This is a genomic window from Niallia sp. Kr1, from assembly GCF_050389805.1.
Lineage (GTDB): Bacteria > Bacillota > Bacilli > Bacillales > Cytobacillaceae > Bacillus_BD.
This window is the reverse complement of the sequence record NZ_CP130945.1, coordinates 210,841-229,835: the sequence shown is the minus strand read 5'-3', so window position 1 is coordinate 229,835 and position 18,995 is coordinate 210,841. Positions and strand designations below refer to the sequence as shown.

Sequence of the window (18,995 nt, the reverse complement as noted above, 5' to 3'; positions counted from 1 at the left end):
GGAATTGTCTTTAACAAACTATAATTACTATTTTGTATATTTAAACAAACATAACATTTATACATCTGGCTGATTTCTTGCTACACCCTTCTCTTTTATATTAAGTACTCCAATTAGTCCTATTATCGAGAAAATAACTGGAATAACGAACCCATAGGAGTATCCTAGTTCTAAATGACCTTGATCCGTTTGATAATAGTCTAACATCATTCCAAATATACCTGGTAGTAGGACAGCACTCAAAAATCCACCTGTATTGGCAAATCCTGATATAACACCAGATTCGATACTAGGAAAGGTTTTCCGAACCACGGCAAAGGTTAAGGTACTTGCTCCATAACAAAATCCAATTATAAAAAAGAGAACAAATAACAGACTGAGTGGTGGATTTCCTTTCAATAAAAGGAAAGTAGTCCAACACAATGAAATGACGATATGAACCACAACATAAGGTTTTTTAATGGCCTCCAATCTACTTGAGAGTCCACTCATGAGTGGAGCCCCCAAAAGAGCCCCTATCAATCCCATCATAACGAGTTGACTTGCACCTGACCGAGTTAAACCATACACATTCATCCCATAGGGCACAGCCCATGAACCAATGAATCCAACATAGGCACCCACTAAACCAAAATGACAAAAAAATAAAGCCCATGCCTGGCGATTTGAAATCAATCTTTGTAATAAATGTCCTAATTTTTCGTGTTGTACGGTTTTATCCACGTTTACCATTTTACTTTTAGGTATTTTAACTAGTACAAAATAAAGGAGAATTCCACATAAACACAAAAGTATCCCTATTGAAAAAAAGGCTCCCCTCCAACCAAGTATGGAAATCCATTGGGAAAAAGGGACAGTAGCCATTAGAAAACCCAGACTTCCAGTCATTCCAGCCAAACCAATTAAGCGAACAAATTCTTTAGCCGTAAACCATTGCCCCAAAATTAACACCATATTCACCCAAATGGTTGCATCTCCAGTTCCTGTAAGGATTCGGCCAATGAATAGAATAGATTCATGAGTACCGAGACTATAAATAATGGTACCTAACCCTGTAAGTAAAGCTCCTATAATGAGAAAAAGATTGGGTCCATATCGATCTGCCCATATTCCCATGGGAATTTGCAAACCCGTATACACCAAAAATTGAATGCTTGCTAATAATCCAATTGTAGATGCGGATACATTAAAGTCATTCATGATCTGATCTGTAATTAAACCAGGAGCTGTTCGTTGACTTGACATCAATAGATAAGTGAAAACGACAGAAGCAAAAACAATCCATCTAAATCGGCTATTTTGTTTTTCCAAAGTTTTCGACTCCTGTTGCCTTTTACTCTTATATATATGGATTTAATACAATAGTAGAAATGGTTTTTGTTCTTTTAGCTTAAAAAACGGGAACCTTCTTATTGATAAGGTCCCCGTCCTAATTGGTTATGGTTAAAGATTTATGGTTATAATCTAATTCTTCTTGATTATGCCGCCTATTCGATCATATCCATTTTCTGTTGTTCGTATCATCTCATCAAATAACTCCTGAACAGTAGGGATATCATCAATAAGACCAATAACCTGTCCTGCCCAGGCGTAACCTTTTTCTTCATTTCCGTCATAAATATAGTTGCAGTTAGCTTTTCCGCTTATGATCTCCTCTAAATCCTTGTAGGTTGCCCCTGCCTTTTCACGTTCGATAATATTCTGTGTATATTCGCTATTTAGGACTCGACCTGGGGAGCCTAATGTTTTCTTAATAATGACCGTATCGGTTTCTTTAGCTTGAAGAAGTGCTTGTTTGTATTTCTCATGTGCATGAACACACTCTTGAGTGGCAATAAAACGAGTCCCCATTTCAATTCCTTCTGCCCCTAATGCAAAAGCAGCTAATAGTCCTCTTCCATCTCCAATTCCCCCGCTTGCCAAAACAGGAATAGATACGGAGTCGACCACACGAGGAATCAGAACAATGGTACCAATATCGTCACGACCTAAATGTCCTCCCCCTTCTTGTCCGACAGCCATTACAGCGTCTGCTCCTAATTCTTCAGCCTTTTGTGCCTGTCTTACCCCTGATACAAGAACTAAAGTTTTAATGTTTTCCCCTTTTAGTCGTTCAAGAACAGGTTGTGGGTTGCCACCCGTAATGGAGATCGCGGGTACCTTTTCTACAATTGCAACTTCCAACAAATCCAGATAGTTCCCATTATATCTTTGGATCGCAAAGTTTACCCCGAAAGGTTTATCCGTAAGTTTGCGTATTTTATGTATTTCATTTCGTAGGTTTTCAGGTGTACGAAGCGTTGCCGCTGTAATTTGTCCAAGACCTCCGGCATTTGAAACTGCTGCAGCTAGCTCGGCATAAGCTAGGTAAGCCAGCCCCCCTTGAACAATTGGGTACTCTATTCCAAAGATCTCTGTTACTCTTGTCTTCAATAAAAGAACCTCCTTTTATAGTTATTGCTACTCTATGGTTTCTTCTACGAAAAGTGATAGGAATCTGCTTTTCATTCGGACTTGCTCTCTATAATTGCGTTTGTTTTTGTCCCTTTGGTTTGTTCTATCGGGCTAGAGTATAGCCTTATCCCTCAGTCGTGTCCGTTTGAACCTCTCTGGGTCTATTTCGCATATATAAAACCCTCTAACAACTAAAGTTACCTATTTCCGAAATAATACTATTGAGTAATATGTAAATATTGCTGATATTAGACCAACCCCCAAAAGGATGCTGCCGATTATGACAAAGTTATTTGCATAAGTTTCAACAACCATATTGTATTGGCTCGTATCCACCATGCCACCCATTCGATTAGACAACCAAGAATCTGCTAAAGCCGTACCCCAAGAAATACTAACAAACATTAGTACAATTCCTGCTATTGCGATTAAACTCGAGAAGATCATGAAACCCTTGAATTGTTCTTGTGACAACCTAACTCCCCCTTTTAGTCCCTAGACATAGGAATGAATTTCGTAAAATAAGCACCTAAAATTAACAAAATCATCGTAATGCCCCAATTTACGAGTACCCTAAAATGAAACCAATAACTAATAGATTTATAATTCCAATAAAATAAAAGCAAACAGGCGTTAGTAGCGTTTTAACCCCTGTTATACCGACCTTCTTTCTCTTTTGAACCAAAACCGTTATCGAAAAAATTAAGGTAATAACAAGTATGATAGACAAAAGAATCGGATAACAACCTTAAACCTCCTCCCAGGTTCACTATTTATCTGAATTGTACCATAATTAAACCCCGTTCTATCCTTATCAAAGAGATTTTTTAGAAAAGCTCCATGTTTGACAAATAAATAAAACATTTTGACAAACATACTTATAAAGACTAATTCAATATTTACCAAGAGGTGAGGGTATAAAAACAAGGTTAAAGGAACTTTGTGCTCGTGAAGGACTCAATCAAACAGAACTTGCGAAGCAAGCCAATATTTGCGACAAACCTTAAGTCTGATTGAGCGCGAAGAATTTGTTCTATCTATATTAATAGCAGTAAGGTTTTAAAGAACCATTGAGAATTTACTATTTTTCGAGGAGGTCGAATTATGCGTAATTTATGCTATTAACGTACCCAATGTCCGCAGAAATTAGAACCGGAAGAACACTGGTGTAATGTTAGTAGGGATTAAATAAAACAGACAAAATGTAACGTATGGAAATCCATGCGTTACATTTTGTCTGTTTTATTGTGATTTCAAATATTTTTCTCCACAATATCGGAACTACCAATTAATAAAGTTATACTTCCCTTTGTATTTCTTCTTAAGATTTTTCACCACGAAGCACCTTCCGAAGAGTAGATGCTGCATCAAGAGGGCTCTTAGCTTTCATTATTTCAGAAACAATCGCTACCCCAGCTATGTCTAAATCCCTAATGGCGGTCACATTATCTAATTTAATGCCGCCAATGGCAACAACGGGAATGGAAACCGATTGAATAATTTTCTCCAAACCACCTGGAGGGAGAACCTTGGCATCATCCTTTGTTGAGGTAGGAAAAACAGAACCAACTCCAATATAATTGGCTCCCCCCTTTTCCGCCGCGATGGCCTCCTCAATAGTCCTTGCAGAGATTCCAACGAGCATGGAAGGAGGTACTATTTTTCTAACTTGTTCGAGCGGTAGATCATCCTGTCCCACATGAACCCCGTCAGCATTCACCGCTAAAGCAATATCCACTCGATCATTGATGAAAAGGGGAACCTTATAACGCTGTGTCAGTTCCTTCAGTTTTACTGCTTTTTCAAAAAACACCTTTCCCTCCGTGCTTTTTTCACGCAACTGAACAGCCGTTACACCACCTTTTATTCCCTCCTCGACAATGTACAATAGCTTGTCTAGAGGAACTGACTCCTCTGTCACTAAATAAAGTTGTAGCTTTTCTCTCATCGTAGTTTCACTCCTTGATCCCAGCGATCCCCGTCCATTAAAAAGATTTCATCCATTAGCTTCACTCGGTAGGTTCCAATCCCTTCATTTTGCTTTAGTTGCTTTTTTACTCGTTCTCCGGCAAGACTCATCGTGGACATTCCAGCAACAGCAGCGGCTAGCAAATTATTTGTAATTCCTGAAAAACAACCGATTAATGAAGCCGTCATGCAGCCTGTTCCTGAAATTTTCGTTAACCAAGTATCCCCATTATGAACGCTGATTACCTTAGTGCCGTCTGATACAAAGTCTTGTTCGCCACTAATAACTACGATTGCATGAAGCTCCTTGGCAGCTACTTTAACAAGGTCCTCTTTAGAAACAGCAATATCAGCCGAGTCCACTCCTCTAGTTCGAACCTCTCCGCCAATCAACGAAAAAACCTCTGATGCATTTCCTCTAATAATGGAAGGTTTTACTTTTTCTAAAAATTTCTGTGCCCGATCTGTTCGAAAAGATGTGGCTCCTACCCCTACTGGATCAAAGATAACAGGAATTCCTTTCTGGTTTGCCGTCTGCCCTGCAAGAATGATCGCCTCATACATATCATCATTCATTGTACCAAAATTAATGACAAGCGCCTGTGCGAGCCCGACCATATCTGCAACTTCTTCAATTGCAGAGGCCATCACAGGTCTTCCCCCGATTGCCAATGTAACATTTGCACAATCATTAATTGTCACTGCGTTTGTTAAATGGTGAACGAGTGGCTGTTTTTCCTTCACTAATGTGAATAAATCTTTTATTTGCTCCTTGATCATTGATTCATAAGCCTTCCTTCTTCTGCCAATCTATATAACTCATAAAAGTGGTTTGTTGGTCCATGACCATGCCCAAGTGGAAGACTATGTTCAATCGCCAACTTAATATATTTTTTTGCAAAATCTACAGACTCTATTAAGGAATGCCCTTTGGCTAAATTAGCCGCAATGGCCGATGATAAGGTACATCCTGTTCCATGTGTGTTTTTCGTTTGAATTCTTTCACCGTACAGCCAATGAAAGGAATCTCCATCATAAAATAAGTCATTCGGATCGCCACTTAAATGACCTCCCTTTAATAATACACTCTTTGCTCCATGTTCCACTAGGATTCTACAGGCATCCATCATGTCCTCTTCTGTTTTAATCAAACGATTGATTAATACTTCCGCTTCCGGAATATTCGGCGTAATAATGGTAGCAAGTGGAATCATATTTTCCTTTAAGGACTGAATCGCTTCTTGTTGCAGGAGATGATGCCCCCCCTTGGATACCATGACAGGGTCCAGTACGATATATTTTGGACGGTATTTGTTCAGCGACTGGGCAACTGTTTCAATCGTGACAGATGAAGATAACATCCCAATTTTGACTGCATCTACTCTTATATCATCAAAAACTGCTTCCATTTGATCTTTAATGACTTCGTTATCTATGTTTTGGATGGAGCGAACTTCCTGTGTGTTTTGAGCCGTTACAGCCGTTATGACAGACATTCCGTAAACACCATTGGCTGAAAATGCCTTTAAATCTGCTTGGATTCCCGCTCCACCACCAGAATCAGATCCTGCGATTGTCAATGCTGTTCTCATGAATCATTCCTCCAAGTGCTTTATTTCGAATCATAATCTTTAATAGTCCATATCCCATCAATGCTCCGGCAATAGAGCTAATCGCAAAAGCTGGGACAAGTCCAAACAGACTCATCTTTTGACCTAATAGGAAAACCCCAATTGGATAAGTAGCCATCGCGCCAAGAATCCCCGTACCAAATACTTCACCAAAGGCGGCGAAAGATACCTTCTGTGTCTTTTTATAAAGCAAAGCCGCAAGCAGTGCTCCAATCATACTTCCAGGAAAAGCAAATAAACTTCCCGTTCCCATCATATTTCGAAGCAAAGAAGAGATGAAAGCTTGTAAGACCGCATACCACGGTCCTAAAAGCACAGCAGATAAAACATTAGCAAAATGCTGCATCGGAAAAATTTTTGCAAAACCTACTGGAATAAAAATCATAGTGCTTGTAATCGTCGTAATTGCTGCTATCAAAGCGGTAAGTGTTAACTTATTTAATTTATTCAACTTAAAAACCCTCTCCCTACAGTGGCCAATCCTGCATATGATAGTTCATATCCCAGAAGAGGTACTCGTATTTTGATGTAATTTGAAAATGTTCTTCGAGCGTAGCAAGCTCACGTTCAGGTAGTCCATCTGCCAATTCATCCATCAATCCAATTAACCACTTTGCTCCCTCACCAAAGGTTTCAGAATCATACGTTTCAATCCATTTTGCATAAGGATTAGTTGCTAGATGGTCCCCATATTGTTTTCGTAAAAGCTTCCCAATTTCCCAATAATCCCAGGCGCACGGAAGCAAGCAAGCAACAACTTCTGCAAGACTTCCGTTTTGAGCCACATTTAACATGTATCGGGTGTAGGCAATATTCACTGGTGTGGGTCTTGTTGCTTCCAACTCCTCATTCGTAATTCCAAACTCTGCCGCAAATTGTCTATGAAGATCCATTTCAAAATGGAGGGTTTCATGAAGAATTTGTGCAAATTTACCCATCGTTTCTAAATCGCGTGCTTTGGTAACACCAGTAGCAAAAAGTTTGGCATAATCTACCAAGTACACATAATCCTGCTTGATATAATAAATAAATTTTTCACGATCCAATGTTCCTTTACCAATCTCTTGTACAAAGGGATGATTATGGTTTTTTTCCCAAATCGGCTGAACATTTTCGAATAATCTGTCAGTAAATTTTTTTGTTTTTACGTTTCCCACTCTATGGACCTCCTATATTTTTCTAATAAAAAACCGCTCTCCTGTTAAGGAAAGCGGTTGGTTCTACAAAAGTAATTTACCAAACCTACTTCCCTCCGCTAGTCCTAACTAGTTCAGGTTCAAAGGGTACCTCTCAGCAAAATCGCGCCCCTAGTAGAAATTTACATATTAAATTCGTCCGCTGAATTTACGCCCAGATTTTTACCGAGCTCGCTCAATAAAAATCGCAAGCCTCATCCGGAGGCTTAACTTCATTCAGCCTTTGACCCCTCACTGAATGAGAAAGCCCTATTGGCATTCATCCACCACGTATAAAAGCAAGAAATTCTGATAAAAGAAGTTAAATTAGAAAAGCCTCCACTTGAGTGGAGGCTTGTATAAACTTGGTTAAACAACCTTACCACTTCCCTACGCTAGTTTTACCTAGTTCAGGTTCAAAGGGTTTAGAACATTCGTTCACTCTCAGTCTTTCAAAAGACTCCCCTAGTGTACATCTTCAATTAGACTCATCCTATCATGAATTCAATTTCGAATCAACTCTCTATTCTAAATATTACTTTTATAGAAATAATGAAAGACCCATAAACCAAATTGCTGGTACAAACAATGCCGGTAACATATTTAATGATTTACTGTCTTTGATTCCTAAAATGGAAAGCCCTGAGCTTAAGATTAATATTCCTCCGACAATGGATACCTCTGTCATTAATGCAGTGGTTAAAAATGGCTCTAAGTATTGAGCAAATAGATAGATGGATGTTTGCCAAATAAACAAAACTACCGCAGCAAAAGCAATCCCAAAGCCATAGGTTGCTGCCAATGCCATCGATGTCACCAAATCAAGTGTAGCATTTGTAAATAAGTATGTATGATTATTATATAGGGCACTTTCAACAGGGCCTAAAATAGATAAAGTTCCGATACAAAAGAGCAAAATTGCTGTTGACAACCCTTTACTTAAATCAGATTTTGAAAATCGATTAACTAGCTGTTGAAACTTTGCATCTACATTAATAATTGTCCCTACTAACCCCCCAACCGCTAGACTTATGATAAATAAAACAGGATATTCACTATTCGGCATATTTTGAACAACTGCATTTACCCCCAAAGCCACTGCTGCAAACCCCATTGCTGTAAATAGAGCTGATTGATATTCCGCTTTAATCCCCTTTTTTAAAAAACTCCCTATTGCACTTCCTATGATAATCGCTATTGTATTTGTGATTGTGCCAATCATCTTATCACTCCCTTACTTTTCCTATCTATTTACTCTAATAAAACTACACAATTGCTCTTATTTTTCATAACAGTCGTTTTTAAGCCTTAGAGTAATTCTCTTTTTAAAATTTTATCATAATTTTAAAAATACCTAACAGGTTTTTTGCCCTCTCATCTTCCTATTTCTTCCATCATACTAATGTTGTAAAAATGTTCAATATGTGTATAATAAAAACAACTGTATATTTTAAAAGTTTTCTAGGGTTCCGCTAATGATTAGGTCTGGTCCGAGAGAAAACTCACAGCATCATGCTGTGTCACGGAGGGATAAAAGCCCGGGAGAAACTGATCAAAACAGTTTTTCTCAGGGCTTTTTTTGTTTTTGTTATAATAAATCACTGGAGGTGCCTTTTAATGAATCGACATTGGATTAAAGTATTTGTTGCTGCCTTTTTGGAGATTTTCTGGGTCATTGGACTATCTCATTCCTATGATTTTTGGACTTGGACGGGAACAGTTATTTGTATTATTGTAAGCAACTATTTAATGATTACAGCGGCGCAAACCCTTCCTGCTGGAACGGTTTATGCGATTTTCGTAGGTTTGGGAACAGCAGGAACGGTTCTTTCCGAAATTTTCTTCTTTGGAGAACCATTTAGATGGGAAAAAATCTTTTTAATATTGGTTTTGTTAATTGGGGTTATAGGATTGAAATTAGTAACGGATGACAAAGTTGAGGAAGGAGAGGCATCTTAATGGCATGGATTGCACTTATTTTAGCTGGCTTAATGGAAACCTTTGGTGTCGCCATGATTAACCAACTATCAAAAAAGCGAAACTGGCAAACTGTTGTACTCTTAATTTTGGGCTTCGGTGTAAGCCTTACCCTATTAAGCTATTCGATGCGATTCTTGCCAATGGGCACAGCCTACGCCATCTGGACAGGAATCGGTGTCGTCGGAGGAGCCTTAGTTGGAATGATTTTTTACGGTGAATCTAAGGATTGGAAAAGATTAGTTTTTATTGCTATGGTATTGAGTTCTGCGATTGGGTTGAAATTGATCTCTTGAGTCAGAGGGTCAGGTCCCTCGACTCACTTAACTTCCGCATTTATTTAAAATTGGGACAAGGATCACCCTCTGTCCCAAAATGAATGGTTATGCTGATACTGTTTCACCGGAAATACGTCAAGAGCGGTTTCAAGTTTCTCCTTATCAGGACAATACAGAAAAGGAATCGAACCATAAAAGTATATCGGAGTGAAGCACTCCAAATCCACTACCCCCAGATGACTCCATAGAGGAATTAAGAACAAACGTAAACGCAAAAAAGAAGGCTGAACCGATTCCGATTAATATGGGTTGCACTCGCACCATCTCGACATTTCATTTTCACAAGCTTCGAACATAATTCTAGGTAATTAGAACTTATATTCCAATTATTAAAAATACTTTTGTTTCCATGCAAAACAAAAGGGAGACAGGCACCCTCGAGTTTCTGGAATGCGCCTGTCACCCTTTCTTTCTATTTCTTGAATTCTTCATATTTTTTTATAATGGTTTGTGCGATTTCGCCGTCTGGGTCTAGTTGGCAGATTTCTTTTAGTACATGTGGTACGCCGTGATCTTGAATCATTTTTTGCAATTCTACGGATTCCGGATCTTCTTTTACATCAAATAATAGACAGGCCGCTACGGCACTAGCTAAATTTTTGTAAGAAAGCCCTAATTTATCAGCTTCTACCATTGGTTTGATCAATCGATCGTTTGGTCCAAGTTTGCGGATTGGAGAACGACCTACACGCGTAACATCGTCATGTAAATGCTTATTTTGGAAACGACCTAAGATTTTTTCAATATATTTCTGATGTTCGGATTCATCTAATTGATAACGTTTTGTTAAATAAGCTCCTGTTTCTTCAATGGTTGCTTTCACTCGATCATAGATGGTGGTATCATTGAGTGTTTGATCAATCGTTTGTTTGTCATTTAAGTAACCGAAATAAGCTGTCACCGCATGCCCTGTATTCACTGTAAATAATTTCCGTTCAATATAAGGCGCTAAATCCTCAACCTTTGTCATTCCATTAACAGCTGGAATCGCTTCGGTTGTTTCAACAATCCATTCGTAGTATGGCTCAACTAAAACATCCAGCGAATTTTTATTATCTTGAATCGGTACAATACGATCCACAGCCGAGTTGAAATAATAGACCTTGCCGTTCATTTTTTCTATCTCATTTTGGTCCATTTCCTCTTGGATATAACCCTTTAAAAGGTCAGTTGCAGAGATTTGATTTTCACAAGCAATGACATATACGTTCTCATCTGTAACCTTTAATCTTGATTTCAACCCCTTTGCAATTAACGGAGCAATCCGCGGCAATACATTGGGACCAATTGCCGTAGTAATATAGGTTGCTTCTTCAATTTCCTTAATAACTTCTTCTTCTTGCTTCATATTATTTAGTCCTGAAACATTGTTGATTTCAGTTACAATCGGTTCGTCTTCTGCTGTTCGAACGTGATAAGCCCCGTCGCGATTTAATTGATCAATAATGGCATCTGCTAAGTCCACAAAGGTAACATGATAGCCTGATTGCGAAAATAAGGCTCCAATAAAACCTCTTCCAATATTCCCTGCACCAAAGTGCACAACTTTTTTCATAGTACGTCATTCCTTTTCAAATTTATTTTGTAAAAAGCTTAAGAACGCTTCCTCTAACTTTGTACGAATCATCTTTTCATTTGCTGCGGAGAAAATCATAATGTTTTCCTTGCTTTCTACGATAATCGTACTTACCATGCTTATGATTTCCAATTGAAGCTCATTTAATAGTTCTGGCGCAAGTAATAAGAGGATATTGTGGACATCCATTTCCTCCCCATTCATCCCAAGTAAACGATAAGGGGATTCTAAATGAGCAAGCCGGAATGTCAATTCCTTCACATTACCATGACGGCAATGAAAAAGAGCCATATTGGTTCCGGGTATTCCTAATCCTCCCTTGGTCTCACGCTGCTTGAGCTGTTGGAAGACCGGATCAGCAGTCTTAACTGTCCCTTTATCTTCTTCAGCTTTAACTATTTTCCAGAGAAACTCTTCATAGGTAGGTTCATTTTTTACACGATTAACGGAAAAATTACGTAGGAGTGTCCGAATCGCATTTTGGCATATGTCGATTTCCTCCATAAAACGCTGAAGCGATAGATTCTGATTCTTTTTCTGATTGTTACTTAACAAATTAAACTCAGATTGATAGGTCGTTTGCTTTGTAATTTCTTTGATATGTGTCCCTAAATAATCTCGGATGGACTGAATATCTTTTTCATGGAGGAGTGGATTGACATACACATATTCAAACTTTTCCTGTAAAGGCAACAAAACAGTCGATAGGATGATTTGATAGTCTTTCCAATTTTTATGATAAATTTCTTTTATTGAAACAACATCCGTTGACGTAATCTCAGGGATTTCATTCTTTATTCGACTAGCCAGCATTTTAGAAGTACCAATTCCTGTCGGACAAACGATTAGAGCACGGATTTGCACTTCCTCTTTTTTCAATTCCAACGCTGAGCCGAAATGTAGGACAATATAGGCAATCTCATCATCAGAAAAAACAAGATTCTGAAAAACTTGTGCCACACTTGTTCTAACGGCCATAAACAATATCGGATACTTATCGTGTATCTCCTCTTTCAAAGGGTTAAACGATGGCGTTCCTAAATTCATGCGATAAATGGTTGGTTCCATATGCGCCATAAGACCCTGAAACAAAGAAAAGTCACCAGACAAATCAACATTGAGTTGTTTTGAAACATCCTGAATCATTTTCCTTACCGATCGACTAATCAAAACGCGATCATAGTACGTATTCTCAGGTTCAACTAGTTTTGAACCTCTTAATATCGTTGCAAGATAGGTAATCTCCACATCGTTCAACTTGATGGAATAGATACGATGTAATTCGTCCCTTATATGTATTAAAATCGAATATTCATCCCAATTTTTCATTTGGTTCTTTTCAATGGTTTGCTCTGAAAGATGAAATTCCCTTTCGGTTCGTTGCATTGACAAGCAAATATGAATGATAAATGCAATGTAATCAGCATCTGCTAGTTTTAATTGGATTTGATTGATGTAGGGATAAACCAACTTGTCGATTGCTCTTAAATAGTCTTTATTCAAGTAATATAAAATTTTGTCATCTCCAGCCTGATTATTAGCAAGGAGAAATAAATTCTCGATTAATTCATCGTTAAAATAAATCAAATAATAATTGACTAACGCTTTTCTTTTCGACTCTTCCAATCCTGTTAGTTCAACTCCAACTCCTTTTTTTCGCTCTAGAACCACTCCATATTTTTGCAGCCAGAGCGTCAATTCATCTAGGTCCGTTCCTAGTGTTGTTACCGATACCCCCAGGTCTTTGGCCAGTGGCGCCAATTTAATCGGTTGGCTAGCATCAAATAATGTAACAAATGCGAGTAATCTTCTTTCTTCCGCCGAAAGATCCACTGGACTGATATGAATTAGTTCTTGAATAAGGCGATAAATATTTTGGTTTGCCCCCCTAATCATTAATCCACTTGTATTTTCGATTAACAAATCAAATTGCTCGAGTGTTTTTTCAATGCTTTTTAAATCTCTTTGAACCGTTCTTGTGCTCACTCGTAAATATTCGGCTAGAGAAGAAACTGAGTGTCTGCCACTGTTTTTTACAATTAATTCGACGATTACCTTTTCACGCGCTGTCATAATCATGGCTATCATCTCTTTCAATCAATTTAACAGACTTTGGAAAATAGGAAGAAGAAAGATGCGTACAACATCTTTCTTCCATTAAACTAGTAAGGCACCTTACACCGTGCTATTTATTCAAAGAGGATCCGATAATGTCTAGGATTTCATCCACTGTTTTGGCTGTAGCCATTTTTTCAACATTCTCCATCTCAGAGCATGTGACAGCAATCGCAGAAAGGATTTCTAGATGTCCTCCTTCTTTACCAGCGATTCCAAAAATCAATCGTGTCTTCCCGCCATCAAAATCGACTCCATCCGGAACTTGAATAATGGCGACACCTGATTTTAGAACACTTTTCTTGGCTTCTTCGGTACCATGTGGAATCGCTACATCATTCCCCATATAAGTGGTAGTCATTTGATCTCTTTCGATCATTGCCTCAATATAAGACTCCTCTACATAGCCTCCATCGACTAAAACTCTTCCTGCAAAACGAATCGCTTCTTCTTTTGAAGAGAAGTTTTGATTTAAGAAGATATTTTCCCTTTTTAAAACATCTTGATTGTCTTGAGTTGGAGTATTTTCTTCTTTTGTTTCTTTTTCAACGACAACATCTTCTGTTTTTAATCGATGAATCAACTCATCATATTTAGGACTAGATAAGAAGTTATCAACTGAAATATGATATGCACCTGGCACTTGCTGTTTTGCCCGTGGTGTTAGTTCTTCTTGTGTAATGACAAGCTTTGCATCACTAGGAAGATTACTAATGGCCGTATTGGTTACTTTAATATTTAATCCGGCTTCTTTTACTTTCTTTCTTAAAAGGGATGCTCCCATAGCACTTGAACCCATCCCTGCGTCACAGGCAAAAATAACTAAATCGACGTTTTTAGGATCAAAGTTCTCGTTTGTCATGTTATCATTTGCTACTAATGCACCGGCAACACTGCTTTTCTTACCTTTCATTTCTTGCATCTTTTGTGAGGCTTCTTCTAAATCGCCATCTTTTGATTTACTTGTTTTTAAGATAAGTGAAGCTACAACGAATGAAACAATAGCCGCTACTAAAACTCCGGCAATATTAGCAAAGTAATTCCCAGCAGGTGTTACTAGCATGATGGCAATAAAGCTTCCAGGTGAAGCAGGTGATACCAATCCACCGCCAAGTACAGATAATGTAAATACGCCACTAATTCCACCAAGAATAACAGCAATGAATAATAATGGATTCATTAATACATACGGGAAGTAAATTTCATGAATCCCACCGAAGAAGTGAATAATCCCTGCCCCTGGTGCAGTTCTTCTTGCCGTACCTTTTCCAAAGAAGCAGTATGCAAGTAAAAGACCAATCCCAGGTCCTGGGTTTGCTTCTAGTAAAAACAGAATTGATTCGCCTGTTTGCTTAGCTTGTTCAATTCCAATAGGTGATAATACACCGTGGTTAATCGCATTATTTAAGAATAGAATTTTAGCTGGTTCGATTAAAATACTGGTTAGTGGAAGAACTCCAACATCTAACATCCATTCTACACCAGTAACAAGCCAGCCTGTAAGAACACTTACTCCAGGACCGATGAGTAAATAAGAAAGAATCGCAAGAATACCACCTAAGATCCCAGAAGAAAAGTTGTTGACTAGCATTTCAAAACCTGTTTTAATTTTTCCCTCGATTGCTTGGTCAAATTTCTTAATAACCCAACCACCGATTGGACCCATGATCATGGATCCTAGGAACATCGGAATATCCGCTCCGACAATGACCCCCATTGTCGCAATCGCACCTACGACACCTCCACGAGTATCGTAAATGAGTTTACCACCTGTATAACCAATTAGAAGTGGTAATAAATATTTAACCATTGGATCTACTAATGTAGCTAATTCTTCATTTGGAAACCATCCGGCTTCAATAAATAGAGCTGTAATTAAACCCCATGCAATAAAAGCCCCAATATTCGGCATAACCATTGAGCTTAAAAAGTTACCAAACTTTTGAACGCCAACTTTTACACCTTTTTCTTGTTGAGCCATTTTGACCCACTTCCTTTCGAAATCATAGATCTTATGCATTTATCATAAAATATGAAACGCTTACAAACAATGAATAGTAGAGCTAACTTTGTCACCTTTCATTGTGTCAAAACTTTTCTAGCTAACAAAAATGGGTCCAACATCCTTAATGTTTTCGGGTATGTAGACTTTTATTCATAATCAAAAAATGGCGACAAGAACCTTCCAATTTCTGGAGAGTGCCTGTCGCCTATTATTTTACCGTTTTTCAATTCTTCCATCTGAATGGTGTGCAAATCTACCTGAATCACGCTCATTTACATGGTCAGGTCTGCCCCATTTCCAGCCCCCGAAACGCGTTCTCTGGTATTCATCGAAAGCATCGCGAATTTCCTGTTCTGTATTCATAACAAAGGGTCCGTATTGTGCAATTGGTTCTCCGATCGGTTCTCCCTCAAGTACGAGAATATATGACTCTTTTGTTCCATTGATCATTTCGATTTCTTGATCTCCAACCAACTTCACACGGTGATGGGATTCAACAAATGTTCCATCTATTTTAATATCTTTACCCTCGTAAAAGTACATATTTCTATTCAATGTAGTGGAAACAGCGGGCAGTGTAAAAGTTGTATTCGGCTCCATTGTAATAAGATAAATTCCAACATGGTGACTATGGTCGTTTGCCCATGAGGCTTTTGTTGGTTCTAAACTATTTTTCCCCTGTAAATTGCCTGCGATTAATCTTACGGTCGTTTTCGCACCATTTGACTGAACAGATTGGATCACCGGGATGTCTTCAGCCCAAAGCATCTTATATTCTGGTTCAGAAAATTTATTTTTCGCCTCAAGATTTAACCAAATTTGGAAAAGCTCAAGCGGGTTTCCACGATCCTGATAAACAAGTGGGAACATTTCGCTATGCATGGTGCCTTTTCCTGTTGTCAGCCATTGCACATCTCCATTTCCGTAACGTCCAGCACCACCAGTCGAATCAAAGTGGTCAACAAACCCCTCTAGCACGACCGTAACAGTTTCAAATCCACGGTGAGGATGTGCTGGAAATCCTGGTACCGTTTCTCCGTGATACATCCGGAAACCATCCTTTAAGGTAAAGTCTTGTCCAAGATTTCTTCCCTCCATAGAAACATTTGGAGCCTGCTTTTCATTTCCTTGAGGATAAGCATCTTTATGATGCATGGTAATGAGAAATGGGTCCTCCGTCTGCCATTGAAAACCTAGTTGTTGTATTCCAAGAATTTTACCGCTTGCCATTTCTTTTCCTCCTTTTATAATGAATGAATTTCATTTACATTCCCGTACTGCCATTTGTCGTATATAAAGCCTTTTCTACTTGTCTCCGTATCTACTCTTCCCTTGTTCCATATCTATATGTTATCACCGCTTTTATCTCGAATTCAAGGTATATGTTTAGTACAGAGGAATCATTCCCCTAACTTAAAACAATAAATTTAATTTAAAAGATTAAACGACAAAAAATCCATTTTTAAAAAATCAAAATGGACCAAAATGGATTCATGTCTGAGATTCTGTTTTAAGAGTAACTTTTATATCTTTTAATTAAAGTAATTCTCGTGCCAACAATCGATAAACATTTAGACGTTTTTCTTGAGAGTGAGGAATACTACAAATCATGGCTTCATCAAACCCATAGTATTCTTGCTCTTCTTGTAGCCTTGTTGCGACTTCTTTAACATCTCCTACTAAATGGATTTTACGATTTTCTTGAATCATCATCCGATCCATCTCTGTTAATGGATAATCACGAGCTTCTTCAGGTGTCAAAACGACGCTGAGTTGACCTCTTCTAAACAACAATCGCCAAATATCTTGAGGTCTTGCTTCAAATTCTGCTTCTTCTTTTGTTTCAGCCGTTGTCACCATATAAGAAACGTTAATTTGTGGTTTTTCCATGAAAGCAGAAGGTTGGAAACATTGTTTATATGCATTTAGAATATCTCTTGTCATTTCCCCATTGAAAAACTGCGCAAATGAATAACCTACTCCTCTTCGCCCCGCTTGAATCGCACTGTTACCAGTTGAACCTAACATCCACGCTTGGGGTAAAACCACTCGATTCGGTGTTGCAGCTGTTTTATTGTATAAAGGATCTTCAGGGGTCTCATCATTAATCAACTGTAACGTAGTATCAAATTTTTCATACATATTGTTGTACATGGGCTGGCGTCCCTCTGATAAGGCATAAATCGCATAGTTATCTCCTCCAGGTGCACGACCAACACCAAAATCAATTCGACCTGGTGATAATGCACTTAGCGTTTTGAAAACTTCAGCTAGTTTTAATGGAGAATAATGCATCATCATCACTCCACCAGTACCAAGGCGAATATTTTTTGTCTTAGCAGCCAAATGAGCTGCCGTTACCTCGGGAGCAGAACTTGCATAATGCCTTGATCCATGGTGTTCTGCCATCCACATACGATGATATCCTAGCTCATCCCCCAAAATTGCCAATTCTTCTGCTTTTTTCAAAGCAGCTGCTGATTGGTTTCCTTTCGTAATCGGAGCCTGGTCTAATATACTTAATCTCATCCTGTCCAACATCCTTTCTATCCGTTTCACCCATATCCCGTTAGTAAACATCAATTCTTTTCGTGCCTCTTAAAGGGGTTGTTACCCGACACTAAACAAATAACGGTAGATCGTATTTTCCCCTAGTTAAAGGATTCCTTAGATTAGTATCCAATTGAATGGCTACTATCCCTCTTATTAATAATAACGGAATTTTCTTTCAGGGTACAAAAATATACTTTTAATATCCATATTCGGGGAAGTGGACTGAATGGTTTGAAGCTGTATGAACGATTTCTTTCATACAGCTGAAGTTGGAGAATAGCTTACCTTAAAGAAACTATACCAAAGATGGCGCAGTTCGGACTGGTTTCCTTTTATTGCGAACCCCCGTATCCTAAGCTAGTCTAAATTCCTCTCTCCTCACAATACTGATCGACTATTTCCTGTATTTGATTTAATTCTGGATTTTCTCCTAAAAAGGAAAAATGGACTTCCTCAAGAAATTCTCCATTTTTATAGACATGAACGGCTCCATTTTGCTCAATCACACTGAACTCCGGTTCAAAACGATATCCGTTTCGTTCAATGGCTCCCATTGACAACAACTCCTCGTATCATCGTAAAATCTGACATAAAAAAAGGACAACAACTGTCCCTTCTAGTCTTTTCCTTTATCCAATTTTGATACACAATAGAGCATTCTCTAGCAACTCTCAATTTCCATTAATACTGTCTTTAGCACATATTCTACAGAATGCAAAGTATGGATAAACCGTGTCTTGCTTGTTGTTGGAAAAAAGGCCTGAACCGTGAGTATTTCTAGCTGCTCTTTTATAGACTTTATTTGTTTTTCATTCAAATTTCTTGGGGTGCAAGATTTCATCCATTGCATTACTTCTTGCTCCCAAACGTTCAGTGTTTCCTTTACACGATTAGAAAAAGGCAAAACATCACGATAAAAGTCCCCTTCTATTCTTGCTTCTTTCGCTTCCTCAAAGTTATGTAATATTTCTTTGCAAAAGGTGAGTAATTCTTCTGTCAAATGCTTCAACTGCTCATTTTTCATTATTTCATCTCCTTTCTCGTAAGCATGCTTATATTTTCAATCATATTGTTCTTTAAAAGATTCATTTGATCATGTTAGATACCCATCCAATAAAATAATGGTTCCACCTTTTTAAATGATTATTATTCTATGGAAAATATCATGCTAAATTCTAAATATAAAAAGAACGGTAGCAAATA

At 38.2% G+C, this 18,995-nt stretch carries 18 protein-coding genes, 2 pseudogenes and 3 riboswitches; of the genes and pseudogenes, 3 read left to right on the top strand and 17 right to left on the bottom strand.

Features of this window, described 5'->3' with window-relative positions; genetic code table 11:
* Positions 1 to 57: 57 nt before the first annotated feature.
* The 3 genes from Q5760_RS01200 to Q5760_RS01190 all read right to left on the bottom strand — a co-directional run bounded on the left by Q5760_RS01200 (position 58) and on the right by Q5760_RS01190 (position 2,928).
* Complete coding sequence (locus tag Q5760_RS01200; protein ID WP_428910472.1) at positions 58 to 1,311, bottom strand: MFS transporter; 1,254 nt, start codon at positions 1,309 to 1,311, stop codon at positions 58 to 60.
* A 153-nt stretch (positions 1,312 to 1,464) separates the two neighbouring features.
* The gene (locus Q5760_RS01195) at positions 1,465 to 2,433 is read right to left on the bottom strand and encodes an NAD(P)H-dependent flavin oxidoreductase (protein WP_428910471.1); all 969 of its coding nucleotides are present in this window, start codon (positions 2,431 to 2,433) and stop codon (positions 1,465 to 1,467) included.
* A gap of 222 nt (positions 2,434 to 2,655) precedes the next feature.
* On the bottom strand, positions 2,656 to 2,928 hold the full coding sequence (locus tag Q5760_RS01190; RefSeq protein WP_428910470.1) for a hypothetical protein: 273 nt from the start codon (positions 2,926 to 2,928) through the stop codon (positions 2,656 to 2,658).
* A gap of 443 nt (positions 2,929 to 3,371) precedes the next feature.
* On the opposite strand from Q5760_RS01190, the pseudogene Q5760_RS01185 reads away from it, so the two are divergent.
* Positions 3,372 to 3,517, top strand: a pseudogene (locus tag Q5760_RS01185) (helix-turn-helix transcriptional regulator).
* A gap of 258 nt (positions 3,518 to 3,775) precedes the next feature.
* On the opposite strand, the gene thiE reads toward Q5760_RS01185, so the two are convergent.
* The 6 genes from thiE to Q5760_RS01155 all read right to left on the bottom strand — a co-directional run bounded on the left by thiE (position 3,776) and on the right by Q5760_RS01155 (position 8,450).
* Complete coding sequence (gene thiE / locus Q5760_RS01180) at positions 3,776 to 4,402, bottom strand: thiamine phosphate synthase (RefSeq protein WP_428910469.1); 627 nt, start codon at positions 4,400 to 4,402, stop codon at positions 3,776 to 3,778.
* Positions 4,399 to 5,202: a hydroxyethylthiazole kinase gene (thiM, locus tag Q5760_RS01175; protein ID WP_428910468.1), complete on the bottom strand. Its 804-nt coding sequence runs from the start codon at positions 5,200 to 5,202 to the stop codon at positions 4,399 to 4,401. Before thiM ends, thiE begins: the two co-directional genes overlap by 4 nt.
* Entirely contained in the window at positions 5,199 to 6,014 is an 816-nt protein-coding gene (gene thiD / locus Q5760_RS01170) for a bifunctional hydroxymethylpyrimidine kinase/phosphomethylpyrimidine kinase (RefSeq protein WP_428910467.1), read from the bottom strand. The genes thiM and thiD overlap by 4 nt, the downstream gene beginning before the upstream one ends.
* A complete protein-coding gene (gene thiW / locus Q5760_RS01165; RefSeq protein WP_428910466.1) occupies positions 5,983 to 6,504 on the bottom strand; it encodes an energy coupling factor transporter S component ThiW in 522 nt (173 codons plus the stop codon). The genes thiD and thiW overlap by 32 nt, the downstream gene beginning before the upstream one ends.
* Positions 6,505 to 6,520: 16 nt before the next feature.
* On the bottom strand, positions 6,521 to 7,210 hold the full coding sequence (tenA, locus tag Q5760_RS01160; protein WP_428910465.1) for a thiaminase II: 690 nt from the start codon (positions 7,208 to 7,210) through the stop codon (positions 6,521 to 6,523).
* A gap of 73 nt (positions 7,211 to 7,283) precedes the next feature.
* Positions 7,284 to 7,372, bottom strand: a riboswitch (TPP riboswitch).
* 226 nt (positions 7,373 to 7,598) lie between these two features.
* Positions 7,599 to 7,705, bottom strand: a riboswitch (TPP riboswitch).
* Between the two features lie 64 nt (positions 7,706 to 7,769).
* Positions 7,770 to 8,450 (bottom strand): DUF554 domain-containing protein, encoded by a 681-nt coding sequence (locus Q5760_RS01155; RefSeq protein ID WP_428910464.1) that lies wholly within the window; start codon positions 8,448 to 8,450, stop codon positions 7,770 to 7,772.
* A 228-nt stretch (positions 8,451 to 8,678) separates the two neighbouring features.
* A riboswitch (guanidine-I (ykkC/yxkD leader) is annotated at positions 8,679 to 8,775 on the top strand.
* A gap of 70 nt (positions 8,776 to 8,845) precedes the next feature.
* Between Q5760_RS01155 and Q5760_RS01150 the strand changes: the two genes are divergently transcribed.
* Positions 8,846 to 9,187: a DMT family transporter gene (locus Q5760_RS01150; protein ID WP_428910463.1), complete on the top strand. Its 342-nt coding sequence runs from the start codon at positions 8,846 to 8,848 to the stop codon at positions 9,185 to 9,187.
* Positions 9,187 to 9,501, top strand: coding sequence for a DMT family transporter (locus tag Q5760_RS01145; protein WP_428910462.1), 315 nt, complete (start codon positions 9,187 to 9,189; stop codon positions 9,499 to 9,501). The genes Q5760_RS01150 and Q5760_RS01145 overlap by 1 nt, the downstream gene beginning before the upstream one ends.
* Positions 9,502 to 9,607: 106 nt before the next feature.
* On the opposite strand, the pseudogene Q5760_RS01140 reads toward Q5760_RS01145, so the two are convergent.
* The 8 genes and pseudogenes from Q5760_RS01140 to Q5760_RS01105 form a co-directional block, all read right to left on the bottom strand.
* Positions 9,608 to 9,798 (bottom strand): annotated as a pseudogene (locus Q5760_RS01140) (multidrug resistance efflux transporter family protein); the annotation flags it as partial.
* 157 nt (positions 9,799 to 9,955) lie between these two features.
* The gene (locus Q5760_RS01135) at positions 9,956 to 11,098 is read right to left on the bottom strand and encodes a mannitol-1-phosphate 5-dehydrogenase (protein ID WP_428910461.1); all 1,143 of its coding nucleotides are present in this window, start codon (positions 11,096 to 11,098) and stop codon (positions 9,956 to 9,958) included.
* A 6-nt stretch (positions 11,099 to 11,104) separates the two neighbouring features.
* On the bottom strand, positions 11,105 to 13,198 hold the full coding sequence (locus Q5760_RS01130) for a BglG family transcription antiterminator (protein ID WP_428910460.1): 2,094 nt from the start codon (positions 13,196 to 13,198) through the stop codon (positions 11,105 to 11,107).
* 106 nt (positions 13,199 to 13,304) lie between these two features.
* Positions 13,305 to 15,215, bottom strand: a complete 1,911-nt coding sequence (locus Q5760_RS01125; protein WP_428910459.1) for a PTS mannitol transporter subunit IICBA — start codon at positions 15,213 to 15,215, stop codon at positions 13,305 to 13,307.
* A 237-nt stretch (positions 15,216 to 15,452) separates the two neighbouring features.
* Entirely contained in the window at positions 15,453 to 16,469 is a 1,017-nt protein-coding gene (locus tag Q5760_RS01120) for a pirin family protein (protein WP_428910458.1), read from the bottom strand.
* Between the two features lie 306 nt (positions 16,470 to 16,775).
* Positions 16,776 to 17,768, bottom strand: coding sequence for an LLM class flavin-dependent oxidoreductase (locus Q5760_RS01115; protein WP_428910457.1), 993 nt, complete (start codon positions 17,766 to 17,768; stop codon positions 16,776 to 16,778).
* A gap of 386 nt (positions 17,769 to 18,154) precedes the next feature.
* Positions 18,155 to 18,346, bottom strand: a complete 192-nt coding sequence (locus Q5760_RS01110) for a YbxH family protein (protein WP_428910456.1) — start codon at positions 18,344 to 18,346, stop codon at positions 18,155 to 18,157.
* 107 nt (positions 18,347 to 18,453) lie between these two features.
* Positions 18,454 to 18,816 (bottom strand): DUF1798 family protein, encoded by a 363-nt coding sequence (locus tag Q5760_RS01105; RefSeq protein WP_428910455.1) that lies wholly within the window; start codon positions 18,814 to 18,816, stop codon positions 18,454 to 18,456.
* Between the last annotated feature and the right edge of the window lie 179 nt (positions 18,817 to 18,995).

Coding starts and splice junctions, on each gene's coding strand:
- thiE (WP_428910469.1), bottom strand. CDS start 4,402: ATGAGAGAAAAGCTACAACTTTATTTAGTGACAGAGGAGTCAGTTCCT.
- thiM (WP_428910468.1), bottom strand. CDS start 5,202: ATGATCAAGGAGCAAATAAAAGATTTATTCACATTAGTGAAGGAAAAA.
- thiD (WP_428910467.1), bottom strand. CDS start 6,014: ATGAGAACAGCATTGACAATCGCAGGATCTGATTCTGGTGGTGGAGCG.
- Q5760_RS01155 (WP_428910464.1), bottom strand. CDS start 8,450: ATGATTGGCACAATCACAAATACAATAGCGATTATCATAGGAAGTGCA.
- Q5760_RS01150 (WP_428910463.1), top strand. CDS start 8,846: ATGAATCGACATTGGATTAAAGTATTTGTTGCTGCCTTTTTGGAGATT.
- Q5760_RS01145 (WP_428910462.1), top strand. CDS start 9,187: ATGGCATGGATTGCACTTATTTTAGCTGGCTTAATGGAAACCTTTGGT.
- Q5760_RS01135 (WP_428910461.1), bottom strand. CDS start 11,098: ATGAAAAAAGTTGTGCACTTTGGTGCAGGGAATATTGGAAGAGGTTTT.
- Q5760_RS01130 (WP_428910460.1), bottom strand. CDS start 13,198: ATGATTATGACAGCGCGTGAAAAGGTAATCGTCGAATTAATTGTAAAA.
- Q5760_RS01125 (WP_428910459.1), bottom strand. CDS start 15,215: ATGGCTCAACAAGAAAAAGGTGTAAAAGTTGGCGTTCAAAAGTTTGGT.
- Q5760_RS01120 (WP_428910458.1), bottom strand. CDS start 16,469: ATGGCAAGCGGTAAAATTCTTGGAATACAACAACTAGGTTTTCAATGG.
- Q5760_RS01115 (WP_428910457.1), bottom strand. CDS start 17,768: ATGAGATTAAGTATATTAGACCAGGCTCCGATTACGAAAGGAAACCAA.
- Q5760_RS01110 (WP_428910456.1), bottom strand. CDS start 18,346: ATGGGAGCCATTGAACGAAACGGATATCGTTTTGAACCGGAGTTCAGT.
- Q5760_RS01105 (WP_428910455.1), bottom strand. CDS start 18,816: ATGAAAAATGAGCAGTTGAAGCATTTGACAGAAGAATTACTCACCTTT.